Annotated in this window: 16 protein-coding genes; 6 read left to right on the top strand and 10 right to left on the bottom strand. The window is 71.2% G+C overall.

What is annotated here, in order from left to right; all coding sequences use genetic code 11:
• Positions 1 to 2 precede the first annotated feature (2 nt).
• Together ACFYXV_RS03760 and ACFYXV_RS03755 are read left to right on the top strand one after the other, a co-directional pair.
• On the top strand, positions 3 to 1,208 hold the full coding sequence (locus tag ACFYXV_RS03760) for a glycosyltransferase (protein ID WP_389381941.1): 1,206 nt from the start codon (positions 3 to 5) through the stop codon (positions 1,206 to 1,208).
• Positions 1,209 to 1,258: 50 nt separating this feature from the next.
• A complete protein-coding gene (locus ACFYXV_RS03755; protein WP_389381940.1) occupies positions 1,259 to 3,682 on the top strand; it encodes a galactose oxidase-like domain-containing protein in 2,424 nt (807 codons plus the stop codon).
• Here ACFYXV_RS03755 and ACFYXV_RS03750 read toward each other — a convergent pair.
• Entirely contained in the window at positions 3,667 to 4,236 is a 570-nt protein-coding gene (locus ACFYXV_RS03750; RefSeq protein WP_389381939.1) for a hypothetical protein, read from the bottom strand. The two genes, ACFYXV_RS03755 and ACFYXV_RS03750, sit on opposite strands and share 16 nt — an antisense overlap.
• A 24-nt stretch (positions 4,237 to 4,260) precedes the next feature.
• On the bottom strand, positions 4,261 to 4,938 hold the full coding sequence (locus ACFYXV_RS03745) for a hemolysin III family protein (RefSeq protein WP_351770162.1): 678 nt from the start codon (positions 4,936 to 4,938) through the stop codon (positions 4,261 to 4,263).
• 210 nt (positions 4,939 to 5,148) lie between these two features.
• Between ACFYXV_RS03745 and ACFYXV_RS03740 the strand changes: the two genes are divergently transcribed.
• Positions 5,149 to 6,975, top strand: a complete 1,827-nt coding sequence (locus ACFYXV_RS03740; RefSeq protein ID WP_385465343.1) for a phosphoenolpyruvate carboxykinase (GTP) — start codon at positions 5,149 to 5,151, stop codon at positions 6,973 to 6,975.
• Between the two features lie 86 nt (positions 6,976 to 7,061).
• On the opposite strand, the gene ACFYXV_RS03735 is transcribed toward ACFYXV_RS03740, so the two are convergent.
• From ACFYXV_RS03735 to ACFYXV_RS03720, 4 genes are read right to left on the bottom strand one after another with little or no spacing between them, the layout of a single operon-like run.
• Positions 7,062 to 7,697, bottom strand: a complete 636-nt coding sequence (locus ACFYXV_RS03735; protein WP_385465345.1) for a hypothetical protein — start codon at positions 7,695 to 7,697, stop codon at positions 7,062 to 7,064.
• Entirely contained in the window at positions 7,684 to 9,300 is a 1,617-nt protein-coding gene (locus tag ACFYXV_RS03730) for an extracellular solute-binding protein (protein ID WP_389381938.1), read from the bottom strand. Before ACFYXV_RS03730 ends, ACFYXV_RS03735 begins: the two co-directional genes overlap by 14 nt.
• The gene (locus ACFYXV_RS03725; RefSeq protein WP_389381937.1) at positions 9,297 to 10,484 is read right to left on the bottom strand and encodes a toxic anion resistance protein; all 1,188 of its coding nucleotides are present in this window, start codon (positions 10,482 to 10,484) and stop codon (positions 9,297 to 9,299) included. The genes ACFYXV_RS03730 and ACFYXV_RS03725 overlap by 4 nt, the downstream gene beginning before the upstream one ends.
• A 14-nt stretch (positions 10,485 to 10,498) precedes the next feature.
• Positions 10,499 to 11,575, bottom strand: coding sequence for a hypothetical protein (locus ACFYXV_RS03720; RefSeq protein WP_385465354.1), 1,077 nt, complete (start codon positions 11,573 to 11,575; stop codon positions 10,499 to 10,501).
• A gap of 143 nt (positions 11,576 to 11,718) precedes the next feature.
• Here ACFYXV_RS03720 and ACFYXV_RS03715 point away from each other — a divergent pair, with 143 nt between their 5' ends.
• Positions 11,719 to 12,150, top strand: coding sequence for a hypothetical protein (locus ACFYXV_RS03715; RefSeq protein WP_385465357.1), 432 nt, complete (start codon positions 11,719 to 11,721; stop codon positions 12,148 to 12,150).
• A gap of 136 nt (positions 12,151 to 12,286) precedes the next feature.
• Here ACFYXV_RS03715 and ACFYXV_RS03710 read toward each other — a convergent pair whose 3' ends face one another.
• Both ACFYXV_RS03710 and ACFYXV_RS03705 read right to left on the bottom strand, forming a co-directional pair.
• A complete protein-coding gene (locus ACFYXV_RS03710; RefSeq protein ID WP_385465359.1) occupies positions 12,287 to 12,691 on the bottom strand; it encodes a hypothetical protein in 405 nt (134 codons plus the stop codon).
• A 90-nt stretch (positions 12,692 to 12,781) separates the two neighbouring features.
• Positions 12,782 to 13,993, bottom strand: coding sequence for a pyridoxal phosphate-dependent aminotransferase (locus tag ACFYXV_RS03705; RefSeq protein WP_389381934.1), 1,212 nt, complete (start codon positions 13,991 to 13,993; stop codon positions 12,782 to 12,784).
• Between the two features lie 362 nt (positions 13,994 to 14,355).
• Between ACFYXV_RS03705 and ACFYXV_RS03700 the strand changes: the two genes are divergently transcribed.
• Both ACFYXV_RS03700 and ACFYXV_RS03695 read left to right on the top strand, forming a co-directional pair.
• Positions 14,356 to 14,628 carry a hypothetical protein gene (locus tag ACFYXV_RS03700; RefSeq protein WP_389381933.1) on the top strand — a complete coding sequence of 91 codons (273 nt, stop codon included), beginning with the start codon at positions 14,356 to 14,358 and terminating at the stop codon, positions 14,626 to 14,628.
• A gap of 83 nt (positions 14,629 to 14,711) precedes the next feature.
• The gene (locus ACFYXV_RS03695; RefSeq protein ID WP_385465365.1) at positions 14,712 to 15,188 is read left to right on the top strand and encodes a macro domain-containing protein; all 477 of its coding nucleotides are present in this window, start codon (positions 14,712 to 14,714) and stop codon (positions 15,186 to 15,188) included.
• Between the two features lie 24 nt (positions 15,189 to 15,212).
• Here the strand turns inward: ACFYXV_RS03695 and ACFYXV_RS03690 are convergent, their stop codons facing one another.
• Both ACFYXV_RS03690 and ACFYXV_RS03685 read right to left on the bottom strand, forming a co-directional pair.
• Complete coding sequence (locus ACFYXV_RS03690) at positions 15,213 to 15,659, bottom strand: nitroreductase family deazaflavin-dependent oxidoreductase (RefSeq protein ID WP_389381932.1); 447 nt, start codon at positions 15,657 to 15,659, stop codon at positions 15,213 to 15,215.
• Between the two features lie 224 nt (positions 15,660 to 15,883).
• A complete protein-coding gene (locus ACFYXV_RS03685) occupies positions 15,884 to 16,069 on the bottom strand; it encodes a hypothetical protein (protein ID WP_030159484.1) in 186 nt (61 codons plus the stop codon).
• Positions 16,070 to 16,165 lie beyond the last annotated feature (96 nt).

Here is a 16,165-nt window from a genome sequence, read left to right as displayed (position 1 = left end):
CCATGAGCGAGGACCTGTGGACCCCGCATGCCCCGAGTGATCCGGAAGTCTCCGTTCCGGGAGGGCGGCAGGAGGAGGGCGAGCTCGCGGCGGGCAGCGTCACCCTCATCATCCCGACCTTCAACGAGGCGGGGAACATCGGCGAGTTGCTGAGCCGACTCGCCGGCTCGCTCCCTGCCCGTCTGCCCTGCGCGGTGCTGTTCGTGGACGACTCCACGGACGAGACCCCGGCCGTCATCGAGAAGGCCGCCCTCGAACTGCCCTTCCCGGTCTCCGTCCTGCACCGCGAGCGGCCGGCCGGGGGCCTGGGCGGCGCCGTCGTCGAAGGCCTGAAGCGGGCGGACACCGACTGGATCGTCGTCATGGACGCCGACCTCCAGCACCCGCCCCACCTGGTGCCCGAGCTCGTCGGAGAGGGCGAGCGCACCGGCGCCGACCTGGTCGTCGCCTCCCGCTACCTCCCCGGCGGCAGCCGGGCCGGGCTCGCCGGGAACTTCCGCGTCGCCGTCTCGCGCGGCGCGACCTGGCTGGCCAAGGGGCTCTTCCCCCGCGCCCTGCGCGGGATCAGCGACCCGATGAGCGGATTCTTCGCCATGCGCCGCCCCTTGGTCACAGCGGACGCCCTCAAACCCCTCGGCTACAAGATCCTGCTGGAACTGGCGGTGCGCTGCCGGCCGGCCAAGGTCGCCGAGGTGCCCTTCGTCTTCCAGGACCGCTACGCGGGCGAGTCCAAGTCCGGGGCGCGCGAAGGGCTGCGCTTCCTCACCCACCTCGCCGCCCTGCGCTCCGCGACCCCGCTGGCCCGGATGGTCGGCTTCGGGCTGATCGGGCTCTCCGGCTTCGTCCCGAACCTGTTCGCGCTGTGGCTGCTCACGCACGCAGGGGTGCACTACCTGCCGGCCGAGATCGCCGCCAACCAGGCCGGGGTGCTCTGGAACTTCGTCCTCATCGAGACCCTGCTCTTCCGCGACCGGCGCCGGCACCGCCACTGGGGGGACCGGGTCGGCCGCTTCGCCCTGCTGGCCAATGCCGATCTCCTGCTGCGGATCCCGCTGATCGCCCTGTTCGTCGCCCGCCTCGGCATGGGGGTGCTGCCCGCCACGGCCCTGGCCCTGGTCACCACCTTCGTCCTGCGGTTCGCCGCCACCGAGGCCCTCGTGTACCTGCCGCGCAGGACCCGTACCGATCGCGGCGGCAGCGGGAGCTGAGTTCCGCAGAGCCGCCGTACGGAACAGAACAGAACAGAAGGGAACCGTCCATGCCAGCGAACATCCGGCGGAAGGCCGGGCGGCGCGCCGCCCTGGCCGCCGTCGGGGCGATGACCGCGGGCCTGCTGCTCACCGCACCGCAGCAGGCCACGGCCGGACCGCCCAATCTGCTCACCAACTCCGGATTCGAGACCGTCGGCGCACCCGGCGAGGACATGCCCTCCTGCTGGGAGAAGTCCGGCTGGGGCGACAACGACTTCACCTTCGCCACCGTCGCCGACGCGCACAGCGGCTCGAAAGCCATGAAGGTCTCGCTGACCCGCCGCCTCAGCGGCGACCGCAAGGCGCTCGTCACCGAGAACACCACCTGCGCGCCCGGCGTCGTACCGGGCAGGCAGTACGACCTCTCCGCCTGGTACAAGTCGAACACCCCGGACGTGTCCGTGACCGTGTTCCGCCACGACACCACCGCGGGCTGGCAGTACTGGACCGACCTCCAGAACCCGCCGGTCAGCGCCGGCTGGGCGCGCACGGAGGTCCGTACGCCCGCCGTCCCGCCCGGCACCGACAAGATCACGTGGGGGCTCTCGGTCTACGGGGTGGGCACGCTCACCACCGACGACTACGCACTGGAGGAGGTGGGCGCGGCCCCGCCGCAGCCGGGCTGCACGGGCACGCCCGACGAGTGCGCCAAGGGCAAGTGGGAGGTGATCCCGGCCAAGAACCCGGTGCGTTCGATGCACGCCGTGGTCCTGAAGAACGGCAAGGTGCTGCTGATCGCGGGCTCGGGCAACGACATCGCGCAGTTCAACGCGGGCACGTTCACCTCGGCCGTGTACGACCCGGCGAACGGGTCCTTCAAGACGGTCCCGACGCCGGTGGACATGTTCTGCTCGGGGCACGTGCAGCTCTCGGACGGCCGCGTGCTCGTGATGAGCGGCAACAAGGGCTACCCGTCGGCCGACGGCAAGATCGGCTACCAGGGGCTGAAGGACAGTTACGTCTTCGACCCGGCGACCGAGGCGTACACGAAGACCAACGATCTCAACGGCGGGCACTGGTACCCCTCGGCGACGATCCTCGGCAACGGCGACGTGATCTCCTTCGGCGGCCTGAAGGAGGACTCGACCGGCAACGTCACCGCGGAGAGGTTCTCGGCGGCGCAGAACAAGTGGCTGCCGATGAACCAGGTCAACCAGACCTGGTCCTACTGGGGCCTGTACCCGTCGATGATCCTGATGCAGGACGGGCGGCTCTTCTACTCCGGCAGCCACACCTTCGGCAACGGCACGCAGGGCAGCGGCGCGTCGATCTACGACTACGGCGCGAACACGATCACGGACGTGCCCGGGCTGCGCAAGAAGGACGAGCGTGACGAGTCGGCGAGCGTGCTGCTGCCGCCCGCCCAGGACCAGCGGGTCCTGACGGTCGGCGGCGGCAACAACGAGTCGAACCCGGCGGCCAACCGCCTCACCGAGCTCATCGACCTCAAGGCGCCGAGCCCCGCGTACACCGCCGGCCCCGACCTGCCGCAGGGCCTGGTCGACGTGGGCGGCGTCAAGCGGGCGCAGACCGGGGCCGAGGGCAAGATGTACGTGTCGGCCGTACTGCTGCCGGACGGCAAGGTGCTGGAGACCGGCGGCGGGCTGCACGACCGGGCCGATCCGGTGTTCGAGGCCTCGTTCTTCGACCCGGTGACCAACACCTACAAGGCCGGACTGCCGGCCGACCCGATCCCGCGGACGTACCACTCGGGCGCGTTCCTGCTGCCCGACGGCCGGGTCATGGCGGTCGGCGACAACCCCGGCAACGGCACGTACAACGACAACGTGTCGATCTACACCCCGCCGTACCTCTTCAAGGGCGCGCGCCCGAAGCTCACGTCGGTCATCGACACGCAGTGGGTGTACGGGGACACGCAGCGGATCACCGTCGACCGGCCGATCGCCAAGGCGGAGCTGATCCGCCCGGCGGCGGTCACGCACTCCTCGGACCCGAACCAGCGGTACGTGGACCTGCCGTTGTCGGTGGTCGACGCCACCACCGTCGACCTCAACGTCACCAGCAACCCGAACCTGGCCCCGCCCGGCTGGTACATGCTCTTCGGCGTCGACGCGAACGGCGTTCCGTCGGTGGCGACCTGGGTGCACCTGGGCGGCGCCTCGGCGCTCGCGGCCACGGACGAGGCCCCCTCCCCGCACGTCCACGACTTCGCGGACGCGCCGCAGGCGGCCCCGAAGCAGAACCCCGGGAAGCGGGACTCGGCGCCGGTCGCCCCGACCGCGGCGGGCTGCGACCGGCACTACGGCACGCCGAGCCAGTGCGTGCCGACGAGGTTCCCGGCGGAGGTGAAGGAGACGACGAAGGCCCGCTGCGACTGGCTGGCCTCCCACCAGTACCCGAAGCGCATGAAGGTCAACGGCAGCGACCCGCTGCGCCTGGACCCGGACGGCGACGGCTACGCCTGCACGTAGGCGCCGCCCGGGCGCCGAGGAGCCCCGCCGCCGACCGCGACGGGGCTCCGCCTCAGCTCCCCCGCGACGAGGACCGCGCCGGCGGCGACGGCGAGGAAGACCGCCGGGGTGGCCAGCATGACGACCGTGTCGGCGGTCAGGGCGCTCTCGTACTGGCTGCGGGACACCTCGACGGTCTCGCGGACGCCCCGGTGCGTGTCGAAGGCGTAGTAGCGGCCGTCCCGGATCTCGGGGTCCTGGAGGTTCGCCGACCACGCGATGGACAGGAAGGACAGTGCGAACCCGCCGCCGACCAGGACCACCAGCGCGGCCCGTACCGCGGCGGGCAGGCACAGGAGCGCGAGCCATGTGGTGGCCTTGGTGGCCCGGGCCCGCACCAGGCGCACCTGGCCGGCGAGGAAGAGCGGGAACAGGCAGGCGATCCCCACGAGGACCAGCGTGTGCGCGCCCGGCACCGCGGTGATCCCCGGCAGTGCCGTCACCATCGCGACAGTGAGCATGCTCACGCTCAGCCCGCCGGCAACCGCCGCGTGCAGCTTGAAAGTCCACCCCATCCGGTCAGCTTCGCACGGGCGGGCTCAGTGCTGGTAGGCGGCTAGCGAGATGCCGACGTAGTGCGCCACGAAGGCGGCCAGGGTCAGCGAGTGGAACACCTCGTGGAACCCGAAGAAGCGGGGGGAGGGGTTCGGGCGCTTGATCCCGTAGATCACACCGCCCGCGCTGTAGAGGAGTCCGCCGACGATCACCAGGACCAGGACGGCGATGCCGCCGGTGCGCAGGAAGTCGGGAAGGAAGAAGACCGCCGCCCAGCCCATCGCTATGTAGCAGGGGGTGTACAGCCAGCGGGGGGCGCCGACCCAGAAGACCCGGAACGCTATGCCGGCCGCGGCCGCGATCCACACCGCCCACAGGAGCGTCCGTCCGGTGGAGGGCGGGAGCAGGAGAACCGTCAGCGGGGTATAGGTCCCTGCGATGATCAGAAAAATGTTGGCGTGGTCCAGACGCCGCAAGATCGCCTCGCCCCGCGGTCCCCAGGTGCCGCGGTGGTACACGGCGCTGACGCCGAACAGCAGGCAGGCCGTGAGGATGTACACCCCGCACGCCACCCGCGCCCGCGTCGACTCGGTGAAGGCCATCAGCACCAGGCCCGCGACGACCACGGCGGGGAACATCCCGGTGTGCAGCCAGCCGCGCATCAGCGGCTTGGCCTCCGGTGCGGCCGGAGCGGCGGCGGCGTCAGAAGTCATGGCCGCCATGCTACCTACGGGTCCGTAGGTTTCCGTTAGTGCGCTTTACGGAAGATTGACGGGAGTGGCGATGCTCACGTGAGAAGCCCCCTGGACATATGCGCACACGCACCGGATGATCAGATGAGTGCGGTCGGCACCGGATGAGCGGAGCGCGAAGCATCCGGGTCGCAGCCCCCACGGGGCAAACACCAAACAACCCCTCTTCAAGGAGCAATCGTGGCGCGCGAGAACGCGGCTCCCCTTTCCCTCCCGACGACCCACCAGGAGCTGATCTCCTGGGTGGACGAGATCGCAGCGATCACCGAGCCGGACCAGGTCGTCTGGTGCGACGGCTCCGAGGCCGAGTACGAGCGCCTGTGCGCGGAGCTCGTCGCCAAGGGCACGTTCAAGAAGCTGGACGAGGGCAAGCGACCCAACTCGTACTACGCCGCCTCCGACCCGTCCGACGTCGCGCGCGTCGAGGACCGGACCTTCATCTGCTCCGAGAAGGAGGAGGACGCGGGCCCGACCAACCACTGGAAGGCCCCCGCCGAGATGCGGGAGATCTTCGCCGGGCAGGAAGGTATCTTCCGCGGCTCCATGAAGGGCCGGACGATGTACGTCGTCCCCTTCTGCATGGGCCCCCTCGGCTCCGAGCTCTCCGCGATCGGCGTCGAGATCACCGACTCCGCCTACGTCGCCGTCGCCATGCGCACCATGACCCGCATGGGCAAGCCCGTCCTCGACGAGCTCGGCACCGACGGGTTCTTCGTCAAGGCCGTCCACACCCTCGGCGCTCCGCTCGCCGAGGGCCAGGCCGACGTGCCGTGGCCCTGCAACACCACCAAGTACATCTCGCACTTCCCGGAGACCCGCGAGATCTGGTCCTTCGGATCGGGCTACGGCGGCAACGCCCTGCTCGGCAAGAAGTGCTACGCCCTGCGCATCGCGTCCGTCATGGCCCGCGACGAGGGCTGGCTCGCCGAGCACATGCTGATCCTCAAGCTCACCCCGCCGCAGGGCGAGGCGAAGTACGTCGCCGCCGCGTTCCCGAGCGCCTGCGGCAAGACGAACCTGGCCATGCTGGAGCCCACGATCCCCGGCTGGACGGTCGAGACCATCGGCGACGACATCGCCTGGATGCGCTTCGGCGAGGACGGCCGCCTGTACGCGATCAACCCCGAGGCCGGTTTCTTCGGCGTCGCCCCCGGCACCGGCGAGCACACCAACGCCAACGCCATGAAGACGATGTACGCCAACACCGTCTTCACCAACGTCGCGCTCACCCCGGACGGCTCCGACGTCTGGTGGGAGGGCATGACCGAAGAGGCGCCCGCGCACCTCATCGACTGGAAGGGCAACGCCTGGACCCCGGAGTCCGAGAGCCCGGCGGCCCACCCCAACGCCCGCTTCGCCGTCCCGGCCTCCCAGTGCCCGACGATCGCCCCCGAGTGGGAGGACCCCAAGGGCGTCCCGGTCTCCGCGATCCTCTTCGGCGGCCGCCGCGCCTCCGCGGTCCCGCTGGTCACCGAGTCCTTCGACTGGAACCACGGCGTCTTCATCGGCTCGAACATCGCCTCCGAGAAGACCGCCGCCGCCGAGGGCAAGGTCGGCGAGCTGCGCCGCGACCCGTTCGCCATGCTGCCGTTCTGCGGCTACAACATGGGCGACTACATGGGCCACTGGGTCGACGTGGCCAAGGGCAAGGACCAGTCCAAGCTCCCGAAGATCTACTACGTGAACTGGTTCCGCAAGAACGACGCGGGCAAGTTCGTCTGGCCCGGCTTCGGCGAGAACAGCCGCGTCCTGAAGTGGATCGTCGAGCGCCTCGAAGGCAAGGCCGCCGGCGTGGAGACCCCCATCGGCATCCTGCCGACCAAGGACTCCCTCGACCTGGACGGCCTGGACCTCCCCGAGGCGGACCTGGACTTCCTGCTCACCGTCGACAAGGAGGTCTGGCGCGACGAGGCCTCCCTGGTCCCGGAGCACCTGAACACCTACGGCGACCACACTCCCAAGGAGCTGTGGGACCAGTACCACGCGCTCGTCGAGCGCCTGGGCTGAAAGACCTGTCCGGAGGCGACTCCGGGCACCTGAGTGTGGGAGCCCCCGACCAAGCGGTTCCCACCGCAGCACCGACCGGATCCCTGTCAGGAGTGTTGTCCGCGCTCCTCCAGGTAGGTCGTGTGCGTCTGCTGACGGCGGGCCTCTGCTTCGCGGAGGTCCGCCGTCAGGCGTTCCGCCTCCTCGTACAGCAGCGAGAGCTGCCGCTCCAGGTGGCGCTCCGGAGACTCCCCGCCCGGGGTGAGCCGGGTCCACCAGCGGGTGCGGTTGTAGGTGTCCACGCACTCCGGCACGTCCAGCTCGATCGCCCGCGACAGCGCGTGCACCGATTCCGGGTCGGCTGCCAGCACACCGGCCACCCACCCCGGCTCCAGCAGCGCCCCGTACAGGTCCATCAGCTCCCCGAGCCGGCCGTCGGCCGGATCCGGCAGGTCCACCTCGGCCACGTACTCCCGCAGCCGCCCGAACCGCTCCCGTATGTCGTTCAGCTGCTCGGTGGGGCCCCCGGGCGGCGGCGGGGCCGGCCGCTCAGGCGGGGCGATCAGCGCGCCCGCGCCGTACAGCCCGGCCACGACCACCGGCCAGTACGTGCCCGCCGCCCCGGTGACGGTCAGGCCCAGCCCTACCACCCCGCAGGCACTGCCGGCCAGGTTCTTCTTCGACTCCGCGTACGTGAGGAGACGCGCGCCGAGCGCTCTCGCGAGGGATCTACTGGTAGCCACGGATCTCCTCGAAGGCTCCGTCCAGCGAACCGTTGCCACTGGTGGCGTCGAAGAGCCGTCCGCCGGTCAGTTCGGCGATGTGGGCGAGCTCCTTGCGGTCCGAGTCCCCGAACAGCACCGCGAAGACCGGCGTGTGCTTCTGTGCGTCCGGCAGCCCGGCGTAGAAGGAGTCGAAGTCCTTCGCCTTGTCGCCGCTCTGCCCGTCCGTCATCAGCACGATCGAGGTGAACGCGTCGGCGTTGCCCTTGCCCAGGTGCTCGTACGCGGCCTTCAGGCTGCCGTACACCGCCGTACCCCCCTCCGGCTGGAGCGACTTCACGTCATTGCGGATCGCGTCCAGCGCGGGCCCCGGATTGCCCGGCTCGACCACGTGCGTCAGCACCTTCTTCACCTTGTCGCCGAACGGCAGGAGCGTCACCTCCTCGCGGTCCCGGAACCGCTGCCCGGTCCCCGAATCGCCCGTCCCCGTCAGCTCGGTGAGCGCCGAGCGCAGCCGCCCGATGCGGCCGTCCTCCTCCATCGAGCCCGAGGTGTCCAGCACGTACACCGTCCGCGAGGGCCGGCGCAGCTCGTTCTCGTACGAGGCCAGCAGCCCGTCCGCGACCGGGCGGGTGCCCGGGAACGGCAGCTCGCGCCGCTTGTCCGCGTTCAGCCCGGCCGCCGGCTGCACCCCGGCCGCGACCGGCCGGCGGAAGGTCTTCTCGGTGATCGCCTTCTGCGCCTCGGCCCCGCTCAGGTAGTCGGTCAGCGCCCGCCCCGACTCGCGGGCCCCGGTCGGGGCCGAGGTCAGCAGGGTCAGCGGGTAGTGCGCGGTGACCACCCCGTCGCGCGGCCGGATCACGGTCAGGTCCGTCTTCGCGTCCCGGTTCATGGACAGCAGCACGGACTCGTAGTTCACCAGCGCGTCCACGTCCCCGCGCTTGGCGTACGCCGTGGCCAGCCAGCCGGAGGAGCCCGAGGTCAGCTTCTGCCCGGCGAAGAACTCCTTCAGCTTGGGCTGCGCCGCCTTCACGTCCGCGTCGGTCAGCGCCGCCTGCGCGCCCGACAGCCCGGAGGCCACCGAGATCAGGGCGGAGAAACCGGAGTTGGAGCGCACCGGGTCGGTCATCCCGTACGTCAGCTTCCCGGCGGCGACCGCCTCGTGCACCGCCGACCAGGTCACCTCCTCCGGCTTCCAGCCGAGCCGGGCCAGCGCGTCCGCCCGTACGCCCAGCGCGACCGGCGAGGACATCACCGGCGTCTCGCTGCTGAGCTTCCCGGCGGCCTCCGGACGCAGCCGCAGATAGTCGTTCGAGGACAGCCAGATGGCGTCGTACTTGCCGTCGGCCTTCCCCGAGGCCACCTGCTCGGCCGCGTCCAGGGTTCCCGACCAGGTGAGCTCGACGCTGACCCCCGTGGCGGCCTTCGCCGCCTTCAGCACCGGCTCCATGTCGGCCAGTTCGCTGGAGGCCAGCACGCGCAGCTTGCCCTCCTGGTACGTCGACCGGGTCGGCTTCGCCGGATCCGGAGAGCCGGAGTCGCAGGCCGAGGCCCCCAGCAGGGTCGCGGCGAGCGCGACCGCCGCTGCCAGTCTTCTGCGCACCGACGCGCTGCGAACGCTCATCGCTCCCCACCCTCCAGCACACCGGAGACGCGCGTACGGGCCAGATGGGCCGAGGCGGTCCGGAGCTCCCCGGTCAGGGACTCGACGGTGGCGGCCATGTTCTCGGTCGCCTGCGCCTTGAACGTGTCGATCGCGTCCAGCGTCTCGTAGATCTGCGCGAACGCCGTGCGCAGCGTCTCCGCGCCCACCGCCGGATCGGCCGCGATCCGCTGGATCTCGCCGCTCTGCGTGGACAGCATGTCCGCATTGCCGCGGATCAGGTCCTCGGTCGTGCCCTTCAGGGCGTTGACCTGCTCGATCACCTTGCGCTGGCTGTCGAGGGCCGAGGCCAGCATCACGGCGATCCGCAGCGCGGACACGGTGGTGGTGGCGGCCCGGTCGACGCCCTTGATCAGCTCGTCGTTGTTGCGCCGGACCACGTCCATCGCCAGATAGCCCTGCGCGCACACCGCGAGCTGGGTCAGCAGGTCCTGGTGCTTCTGCCGGACCGGGAAGAGCAGGTCGGCGCGCATCACGTCGGCCGCCTGCGGATCCGTGTGGCCGGTCTCGGTGATCCGCTCCTCCACGGCCGTGTCCAGGGCCTCGGTGAGGACGGCGTACTCCTGGAGCTTGCCCATGGTCTCCCACAGGCGGGCCCGCTCGGTGTGCAGGGCGGCGTTGTCGCGGCGCAGCTCGTCCTGGCCGCCGCGCAGCGAGCCCACGATGCCGTTCAGTGTGGCCTGCGAGGAGGCGTACCTGGCCACGTGGTCGCGGAACCGGTTGCCGCCCGGCAGCTTCGCGAGCAGCCTGCGGGCCCCCTTGGCGGGCGTGTCCCGCGGGTCGAGGTCCTCGACGGTGCGGCGCAGTTCGACCAGGGAGCCCGCGACGCGGGCCTGGGCGTCGCCGCCCCCGTCGGAGCCGAGCGAGCGTACGGCCCGGTCCAGCATCCGGTTGGACTGCTGGGCGGCGCTGCGGATGTCGCCGGCGCCGAGTCCGGAAATCTCCCCGATCCGGCTCGCGAACTCGGGGGAGCGGGTGTCGACCCCGGCGAGCGAGCCGACGTACTCCCCGGCCCGGCGGGCCATCTCCTCGCGCACCCCGTCCTGGAGCGGGACGAGGCCCGAGGCCTGCTCCCGCTTGACGGGGGCGACGGGCTCGGGGGCGGTGAGGACGAGCGGGCTCTCCTCGGGTGGTGTCAGAGTCATGTGAGGTGTCCCCCCTAGCCCTTGGCGCGCGCGGCAAGCGCCATGAGGATCTTGACGGTCGGTGCGCTGACCTGGCGGATGCCGGTCAGCTCCGGGTTGAGGTACGCGGCGTGCGAGGCGGTGGCCGCGGTGAACTCGGGCACGCCGTTCTGCGGCCGGAACCCGTGCCGGACGGCCAGCTCGCGCAGTTTCGGGTCGTTGGCGAGGAGGGAGCCGAGCTCCTTGGCGTTCTCGCTGATCGGCACGAAGGTGTGCGGGGAGTTGACGGTGGTGTCCGGGTAGAGCACGACCATCTCGCCCGGAGCCTGCTTCTGCTGGAGCAGCGAGGCCACCTGGGACTCGTACGCCAGGATGAGCGGCTCGCCGCTGCCGGAGATGAAGGCCCGGAACGGGTCGTCGGTGCTCGGCTCCAGCGCGCCCTGGACGCGGATCAGCTTCTGCATCAGGGGCGCGGTGCGGTCGATCCCGGCGTCGTCGGAGACCACCGTCTTGTCATTGGCGACGTTGGAGGTGGCGGCCAGGAACAGCGCCCCGGAGTTGGAGGTCGTCGGATCGGTGGTCTTGATGAACACCGTGCCGGTCAGCTCGGCGAAGGCGGCGGAGCCGGAGAGCTGCTGCCATTTGCGGTCCTCGGAGGCCGCCTTGAGGTAGGGGCCCATCAGGAGGGTCCCCGAGTTCTTTCCGTTCGTCGTGGCGAGGCCGTTGTCGACGAGCACCTTGGCGGCGTTGGAGCGGGCGATGACCACGAGCGGGGAGAAGAACGGCTTGGTGGTCTGGGCCCCCTTGACGCCGGCCGCGGCCTCGATCTCCGGTGCGGGCTCGCTGCTGCTGGGGAAGGCGAAGTCGAACTCCTTGAGGGCGAGTTGGTCCATCGCCCAGGAGCCGGACGTTTCGGTCTTCACGGTGTAGCCCTTGTCGGCAAGGGCTTTGACGACGTCAGGGTCCCGGAAGTATTCGGACTTCTCGGATCCGATGACGCCCTTCACGGTCTTCGTTGCCGTGGCCGGCTTGTCCTTTCCTCCGGCGAGCGCGACGACGATCACGCCGCCGAGGAGGAGGACCGCCAGTGCGATTCCCAGGATGCGTCTCACGGGTGCAGCGTGCTCGCGGAAACCCACATTCCGCGTCAAGTTGAATGAACGTCAGGTGTCCAGGCGGTCCCACTTCGAAATGCTGTGTGGATCGGCCGGTGCTGGCAGGCGGGGCGGCGGGCCGGGAGGATCGTCCCATGGGCGTGAGCGCGTTGAAGTGGCAGGGCTGGGCGGTGGGACTGACGGTGCTGGCCGGCCTGCTGGTGTTCGCCCCGCTGGGCCTGTACGTGTGGGCCAGCGGAGAGCCGGGCGCGGCGCCGCCGCGGCCGGCGGTGGAGGACGTACGGGTCACCGGCTGCCGGATCGATCCCGGGAGCCGCCGCGTGGTGGCGACGGTGGAGGTCTCGGGCCGCCCCGAGGGCCCGGGCGCCTATCTGGTCACGGTCGAGTTCCGCGAGCGCGCCACGGCGGACCCGGCCGCCGCCCGCGCACCCCAGGCCCTGGTGAAACTCCCGAACGTGGTCCCGGCCGCCACGGAGCACGCGGAGGCGCTGGGCCCGATCTGGCCGGCGGCGGCGACGCCTTGGTGCGGGATCGCGGCGGCGGAGTTCCAGCCCGGCCCCGCCGGCGCGTGAGGCGCGGGGTCCGGGGCGGCACGGCCCCCGGGAACGGCGGAAGGGCGGGGCGGGGCGGGGAAGAGGACCCCGAACCCCGCCCGGCCGGGGGCATGGCACCCGGTCCGGAGCCTCCGCGGCCCCGGACCGGGGCCGATCAGTGGCTGCCGGCCAGGCTCAGCGCGGCGGCGTGCGCGTCCATCCGCTCGGCGGCGAGGATCGCGACGGTGGTGTCGGCGCGGGACGCGGCGACGACCAGCGCCCGCCCGGCCAGGTCGTGGGCCCGCTGGTGCACGGCGGCGAGCTCGCCGGCATCCGCGGTGCCGGCGCGGGCCGCCCGCGCCGGCTCGGCGCCCCGCAGTCGCGTCACCTGCGCGGCGATCCGCGCGGCGGCGCCGTCGAGGCCGAGCTCGTCGGTGACGGCGAGCAGGGCCGCCAGGTGCCCGGCCAGCTGGGTGTCCAGCGCCTCGGCGCGGCTGCTGTGCGGGTATCCCGCGTGGTTGTCGGAGTGGTGGCCGCCCACGCGGTGGACGACCGGCTTCGTGCGGATCGGCTCGTACATGAGGAGGCCTCCTGCGTGGTCAGGAGGCCATCCTACATTGGATCCGTTCTAAAGTTGTCCTTGATCCGGAGATGAGTGCCGGCGGGCCCGCTACGGCTGGCCGTACCCGTCCAGGAACTTCCCGATCCGGGTCACCGCGTCCGCCAGGTCCTTGGCGTTCGGCAGGGTCACGATGCGGAAGTGGTCGGGCTCGGGCCAGTTGAAGCCCGTACCGTGCACGACCATGATCTTCTCGGACCGCAGCAGGTCGAGGACCATCTGGCGGTCGTCCTTGATCTTGTAGACGGCCGGATCCAGCTTCGGGAAGAGGTACAGCGCCCCCTTCGGCTTCACGCAGGTGATGCCGGGGATCTGCGTCAGCAGCTCGTACGCCGTGTCGCGCTGCTCCAGCAGCCGCCCGCCCGGCAGGACCAGGTCGTTGATCGACTGCCGGCCGCCGAGGGCGGTCGCGACGGCGTGCTGCGAGGGCATGTTCGCGCACAGCCGCATGTTGGCCAGGATCGTCAGGCCCTCGATGTACGACGAGGCGTGCTTCTTGGGGCCGCAGACCGCCATCCAGCCGGCCCGGTAGCCGGCGACGCGGTAGTTCTTGGAGAGCCCGTTGAACGTGAGCGTGAGCAGGTCGGGCGCGATGGCGGCGGTGTTCGTGTGCGTGGCGCCGTCGTAGAGGATCCGGTCGTAGATCTCGTCCGAGCAGACGATCAGGTTGTGGCGGCGCGCGATGTCGGTGAGTCCGCGCAGCATCTCGTCGTCGTAGACGGCGCCCGTCGGGTTGTTCGGGTTGATGATCACGATCGCGCGGGTGCGGTCGGTGACCTTGCGCTCGATGTCGGCGAGGTCCGGCATCCAGTCGGACTGCTCGTCGCATCGGTAGTGCACGGCGGTGCCGCCGGCCAGGCTGACGGAGGCGGTCCACAGCGGGTAGTCCGGCGCCGGGACCAGCACCTCGTCGCCGTCGTCGAGCAGCGCCTGCATCGACATCTGGATCAGCTCGGAGACGCCGTTGCCGAGGTAGATGTCCTCGACGTCCAGCTCGATGCCCTTGGTCTGGTAGTGCTGCATGACCGCGCGGCGCGCGGAGAGCAGCCCCTTCGCGTCCCCGTACCCGTGGGCGTTGCCCAGGTTGCGGAGCATGTCCTCAAGGATCTCCGGCGGGCACTCGAAGCCGAAGGCCGCGGGGTTGCCGGTGTTCAGCTTGAGGATGCGATGACCTGCTGCTTCGAGCCGCATGGCCTCTTCGAGCACGGGCCCGCGGATCTCGTAGCAGACGTTGGCGAGTTTCGTTGACTGGATCACCTGCATGACGGGAGCTTACGGGCCGGGCCGCCGCCGCGCCGAGGTATTCCGGACAGGAGTGGGGGAGGGATATGTCCCGTTTCGCATGATGGGACGGTGGTGGCCCGGTCCGCCCTTGGAAACGGCGGGCACCGACCCGCTGCGACCTGCGGAATGGGTGAATCCGGGCGGCGCCGGATCCGCGGTGTTGCACTCGTCACGTCGGGGGGTGCGCACGGGGGGTGCCACGGGGTGCGTACGGGGCCTGAGTACGGGCATGAGTACGCGCACTCATGCGCCGTGGCGCCGCCGCGGCGCAGGCTTGCCCGGACGGCAGGCCGGAGGCGCGGGAAGGCGGGGGCACAGCGGTGGAATTCATGGTCGGTGACATGGCGATCAGCACGGTGGGCACGGACGGGGACGACCGGGCGATCGAGTTCCTGGTCGCACCGCGGCGCGTGGAGGGCGCCGAGGCGGGCGAAGCCGGTGCGGGCGGCGAGGGTGCCGGGGGAGTCGAGGAGGTCGAGGAGGCGCATTTCGCGATCCACCGCGAGCACGGCCAGGGCTGGGAGGGCGCCCGGCTGACCATCGACCCCCTGTCGGGCAGCGTTCCGATCGCGGCGGTGGAATGGGCGATGGAATTCGCCCGCGAATACCTGTAGCCGCCGGACGCCCGGTCCCACCGACAACGGCACCGTTGTCAGTGGCCGCCCGTAGGGTCGCGGGCGGGGGAAAGGGGCGGGACATGGAGCAGCTTCGGATCATCGCGGGGGACGCGACGGGCCCGCAGGCCAAGGGGCCGAAGATCATCGCGCACGTCTGCAACGACATCGGCGGCTGGGGGAAGGGCTTCGTACTGGCGCTCTCGAAGCGCTGGCCCGGGCCCGAGAAGGATTTCCGGGCCTGGCACCGGGGCCGCAGCGGCAACGACTTCGGCCTCGGCGCGGTCCGGCTGGTCCAGGTGCGCCCGGACACGTGGGTGGCCAACATGGTCGCCCAGCGGGGCATACGCACGGGCAGCGGCGGCCCGCCCATCCGCTACGACGCGCTGGCGCGCTGCCTGGCGGCGCTGGGCGGGCACGCGCTCGCGCTCGACGCCTCGGTCCACATGCCCCGCATCGGCTGCGGTCTCGCCGGGGGCAAGTGGTCCCGCGTCGAGCCGCTGGTCACCGAGGCCCTGTGCGCCCGGGGCGTGGCCGTCACCGTCTACGACCACGCCTGATCACGGGCCCGGACGCCGCCGGGGCTACGGGGTGATGATCACCAGGGGGATCTCGCGGGGGGAGGCGGACGCCTGGTAGTCGTCGAAGAGGGGCCACAGGGCCGTCATCGCCGGCCAGTACATCTCGCGGTCCACGGCGCACGCCGTGCGGGCCGTGGCCTGGAAGACGGCCGCACCGACCTGGAGGCGGACCTCCGGGTGGGCGGTCAGGTTCCGGTACCAGGCCGGGTGCTCCGCGGCGCCCCAGTCGGCGGCGAGCACGACGTGGCGGCCCGCGTCCTCCACGTAGATCAGCGGGGTCCGGGCGGTCCGGCCCGTGGCGCGGTCGAGCGTGGTGAGCAGGAGCGTGGGGACCCCGTGCCACAGGTGGCCGTCGAGCCCGCCGGTGGTCACGTAGTCCCGCACGTGGTCCCGTTCGCGGCTCCGGCGCGGGTCGGTGGGGTGGTCCCAGTCGATGGTGATCGTCTGCATGGCGGCGCCTCCGAAATCAGACCCCCCGCGCGGCTTAACGATCCTTCACCGATTCCGGATGCGGCCGAGGCGCGCCCGTACTTCGGCAGGCGCCACGGGTGCGTGGTCGGGCCGAAGCGATCGCCGCCGCGGCCCTCGCGGCTCCGGCCCGGGAACACCGCCCCCGGCCCGGGGCCACCAGCAGCTTCCTGCGTGTCACCGTCCCGCCAGGGGGCCGTCCGCCCCTAGGGCAGGTAGCGCTCGATGACCTGCGGACCCTCCTTCTCGATCAGCTGGCGCGCCTTTTCGAGCCGCTCCGGAGTCGGCTCCATGCCTTGCACCATCACGAGGTCTTCGGGGTCGTACGGCCGTTCCCCGCCGCTGAAGAGCTTGGCCGGCCGATTGGGCTGCTGGCCCGATTCACTGTCCATCGGGATACCTCCTCGGAAATGCCCCCGGTTTCCATGCCACCGGTCCCCTCATCCTCCGGCGACATCGCCATGAACGCACATCGGGCTCGTACCCAC

The sequence above is a fragment of the Streptomyces sp. NPDC002181 genome (assembly GCF_042890485.1).
Lineage (GTDB): Bacteria > Actinomycetota > Actinomycetes > Streptomycetales > Streptomycetaceae > Streptomyces.
Note: the sequence above shows the minus strand (reverse complement) of the source record. Positions and strands in the feature narration are given on the sequence as shown.

Excerpts from the sequence above, each read along its gene's own strand:
- ACFYXV_RS03725 (WP_389381937.1), bottom strand. The coding sequence starts at position 10,484 with ATGACTCTGACACCACCCGAGGAGAGCCCGCTCGTCCTCACCGCCCCC.
- ACFYXV_RS03730 (WP_389381938.1), bottom strand. The coding sequence starts at position 9,300 with ATGAGCGTTCGCAGCGCGTCGGTGCGCAGAAGACTGGCAGCGGCGGTC.
- ACFYXV_RS03695 (WP_385465365.1), top strand. The coding sequence starts at position 14,712 with ATGGAGCAGCTTCGGATCATCGCGGGGGACGCGACGGGCCCGCAGGCC.
- ACFYXV_RS03760 (WP_389381941.1), top strand. The coding sequence starts at position 3 with ATGAGCGAGGACCTGTGGACCCCGCATGCCCCGAGTGATCCGGAAGTC.
- ACFYXV_RS03690 (WP_389381932.1), bottom strand. The coding sequence starts at position 15,659 with ATGCAGACGATCACCATCGACTGGGACCACCCCACCGACCCGCGCCGG.
- ACFYXV_RS03710 (WP_385465359.1), bottom strand. The coding sequence starts at position 12,691 with ATGTACGAGCCGATCCGCACGAAGCCGGTCGTCCACCGCGTGGGCGGC.
- ACFYXV_RS03705 (WP_389381934.1), bottom strand. The coding sequence starts at position 13,993 with ATGCAGGTGATCCAGTCAACGAAACTCGCCAACGTCTGCTACGAGATC.
- ACFYXV_RS03685 (WP_030159484.1), bottom strand. The coding sequence starts at position 16,069 with ATGGACAGTGAATCGGGCCAGCAGCCCAATCGGCCGGCCAAGCTCTTC.
- ACFYXV_RS03755 (WP_389381940.1), top strand. The coding sequence starts at position 1,259 with ATGCCAGCGAACATCCGGCGGAAGGCCGGGCGGCGCGCCGCCCTGGCC.
- ACFYXV_RS03745 (WP_351770162.1), bottom strand. The coding sequence starts at position 4,938 with ATGGCGGCCATGACTTCTGACGCCGCCGCCGCTCCGGCCGCACCGGAG.
- ACFYXV_RS03700 (WP_389381933.1), top strand. The coding sequence starts at position 14,356 with ATGGCGATCAGCACGGTGGGCACGGACGGGGACGACCGGGCGATCGAG.
- ACFYXV_RS03750 (WP_389381939.1), bottom strand. The coding sequence starts at position 4,236 with ATGGGGTGGACTTTCAAGCTGCACGCGGCGGTTGCCGGCGGGCTGAGC.